This window comes from Corallococcus sp. 4LFB, assembly GCF_046520365.1.
GTDB classification, from domain to species: Bacteria; Myxococcota; Myxococcia; order Myxococcales; family Myxococcaceae; genus Corallococcus; species Corallococcus caeni.
The window spans coordinates 1-2,801 of the sequence record NZ_JBKGHJ010000754.1 but is presented as its reverse complement, the minus strand read 5'-3'; the positions used below and the strand labels follow the sequence as shown (position 1 = coordinate 2,801).

General features: G+C 73.3%; 4 protein-coding genes. All 4 read right to left on the bottom strand.

Annotated features, from left to right (window positions below):
- Window positions 1-680 (bottom strand): sensor histidine kinase (locus ACLEQD_RS40695; protein ID WP_410391303.1); only part of this gene is annotated, 680 nt, incomplete at its 3' end.
- Window positions 641-1,135 carry a response regulator gene (locus ACLEQD_RS40690; RefSeq protein ID WP_410391302.1) on the bottom strand — a complete coding sequence of 165 codons (495 nt, stop codon included), beginning with the start codon at window positions 1,133-1,135 and terminating at the stop codon, window positions 641-643. The genes ACLEQD_RS40695 and ACLEQD_RS40690, both read right to left, overlap by 40 nt.
- Complete coding sequence (locus ACLEQD_RS40685) at window positions 1,132-1,575, bottom strand: response regulator (RefSeq protein ID WP_410391301.1); 444 nt, start codon at window positions 1,573-1,575, stop codon at window positions 1,132-1,134. The genes ACLEQD_RS40690 and ACLEQD_RS40685 overlap by 4 nt, the downstream gene beginning before the upstream one ends.
- On the bottom strand, window positions 1,572-2,801 hold a 1,230-nt coding region (locus ACLEQD_RS40680), incomplete at its 5' end, for a sensor histidine kinase (RefSeq protein WP_410391300.1). The genes ACLEQD_RS40685 and ACLEQD_RS40680, both read right to left, overlap by 4 nt.

Below are 2,801 nucleotides of genomic sequence, written 5' to 3'. Positions count from 1 at the left end.
GCCCGGGCAGGCGGCACGGTGAAGGTGGAGCCCTGGCCCTCCACGCTCTCCACGGCGAGCGTGCCGCCGTGCAGCTCCACCATGCGGCGCGCGCTGGCCAGGCCCACGCCGCTGCCGGACACGTCCTCGGACACGTTGCGGCCGCGGTGGAAGCGCTCGAAGACGAAGGGCAGGTCCGCCACCGGGATGCCGATGCCCTGGTCCGTCACGGAGAGCCGCACGAACTGCTGCGAGTCCCCCTCCTCCACCGACAGGCGCACGATGACGGTGGAGCCCGCGGCGCTGTACTTCACCGCGTTGCCCATCAGGTTCTCCAGCACGCGCTCCAGGGCGTGCGAATCCCAGTCGCCGCTGAAGTCGCGCCCGTCCGGCGCCTCCAGGATGAAGTGGTGGCGTGACGCGTTGGCCTCCAGCTCGCGCACCTTGCCGCGCACCAGGGCCAGCAGGTCCATGGGCTCGCGCTTGAGCGGGCGCTCCTGGCCGCGCGTCACCTCCAGGAAGTGGTCGATGAGCTCGCCCATGCGGTGCGCCGCGCGCACGATGTGGCCCAGGCGCGTCTCCAGCCCGGGCGTCATCGAAGCGGTGGGGATCTGCCGGCGCAGCACCTGGGCGTTGAGCGTCATGATTTGAAGCGGGCCCTTCAGGTCGTGCGTCGCCAGCGAGAAGAGCTCGTCGCGCACGGCCAGGGCCTCGCGGGCGGCGGCCTCGGCGCGCTCGGCGCGCAGCGGCGCTCCTCCAGCTCGCGCGTCATGCGCATCGTCTCCACCGCGGCGCGCAGGCTGCGGCGCAGGCGCTCCGGGCTGAAGGCCTCCTTCACCAGGTAGTCCTGGGCGCCGGCCTTCATGGCGTCCACCGCCACGCGCTCGTTGCCGCTGCCGGTGAGCACCACCACGGCGGGCACCTGGGGCAGCCCCAGCGCCGACAGCTTCTGGAGCAGGGAGACGCCGTTCATGCCGGGCAGGTGATAGTCGACCAGCATCGCGTCCACGGGGTTGGCGGACAGGTACGCCAGCGCATCCTCCGCGGAGGACACCGGCACCACCTCCCACTGCATGTCCGGGTCGCGCGCCAGCGCGCGGCTGACCGCGAGGCGGTCCGCCATGCCGTCGTCGACCAGCAGCACGCGCAGGCTCATGCCTTCGGCTCCTGCGCCTGGGACCCGGGCAGGCGCGCGGCCTTGAACCAGAAGGCATGGAGGGCCTCGGCGGTGGCCTGGAGCTGGGGGCCGACCTCCGGCTTGAAGAGGTAGCTGTTGGCGCCGTCCGCGTAGGCGCCGTCCACGTCCGCCGCCTCCACGGAGGAGGAGAAGATGATGACGGGAATGGAGCGCAGGTCCGGGTCCGCCTTCAGCGTGGCGAGCACCTCGCGCCCGCCGATGCCCGGCATGTGCAGGTCCAGCAGGATGAGCACCGGGCGCTCCACGTCCGCGTACCCGCCGCGCTGGTAGAGGTAGTCCAGCGCGTTCTCGCCGTCGCGCACGCGCACCACCGGCACGGGCAGCGGCAGACGCTTCGCGATGCGCATCAGCGCCTCCGCGTCCGGATCACTGTCCTCCACCAGCAGCAGCGGCTTCATGGACGCGGTCCCTCGCCCAGCGTGAAGAAGAACGTGGAGCCCTTCCCCTGCGCGGAGTCCACCCAGAGCGCGCCGCCGTGCAGCGACACCAGCCGGCGCGCGATGGCGAGCCCCGCCCCCGTGCCGCCGCCATAGGCCTGCGCGGGGTGCAGGCGGCGGAACAGCTCGAAGATGGCTTCGTGGAACTGCGGTGCGATGCCGATGCCCGGGTCCTTCACGTAGAAAAGGTAGGGCGCGGCGGCGTGCCGCGCCGCTTCCGGCCGTGCTTCTCCCGGGCCCAGGAAGCCCAGCTCCACCCAGCGCGGCTCGGCCGTCTGGTACTTGGCCGCGTTGCTGATGAGGTTGGCCCACACCTGGCGGATGCGGACGGCGTCACACGCCACCGTGGGCAGGCGGCGGGGCAGGCGGACCTCCACCCTGCCCTCCTCCAGCCGCGCGCCCAGCGTCGTCAGCACGTCCTCCACCAGGGCCTGGTGATCCGTCTCCTCCCACGACAGCTCCAGCCGCCCCAGCCGGCTGTACTCGAAGAGGTCGTCGAGCAGGCCGTTCGTGCGCTTCGCCAGCCAGGTGAGGGACTCCAGCTGGGAGCGGCCGTCCGCGCCCAGCGTGGGACCGAAGTCCTCCAGGAGGAAGGAGCTGTACTGGAGGATGCCGCGCAGGGGCTCCTTGAGGTCGTGCGCCACGGTGCCGCCGAACGCGTCCAGCTCCGCGTTGGAGCGGGCCAGCTCCCGCGACAGCCGGGCCAGCTCCTCCGCGTGCCGCAGCACCACGCCCACCAGCGCGCCCTTGAGCGCGCGCGCCGCCTCCAGGTCCTGTGTGGACCACGGCAGGCAGACGCCCCGCGTCTCCTCGCGCCACACGTCGAAGGACGCGCGCGGACGCAGCCGCTCATGGCCGGGCTCCGGGTGCACGGGCTTGTTCGGGTTGCCGGCCCACGACACGGTGCGCGCCACCTCCGGCCGGAACCACAGCGCGAAGTGCGGCACCGCCGGATCCAGGCGCACCGCCAGCAGGCCCGCGGCCACGTCCGCGCGCGAGGCCAGCGGCGGGTACACGTCCCCCAGCCGGTCCACGCGGAGGACGTCGTCCGGCGGCTCCCGCTCCGACAGCCACGCCACCAGCGCGCGCACCTCCTCCGCCGACGGCGTGGTGCCGAGCAGGAGCGGCGAGCCCCCGGGGCCCGCGCTCGCGCCCAGCACCAGCGCCACGCCATGGGCGCCCGTGAG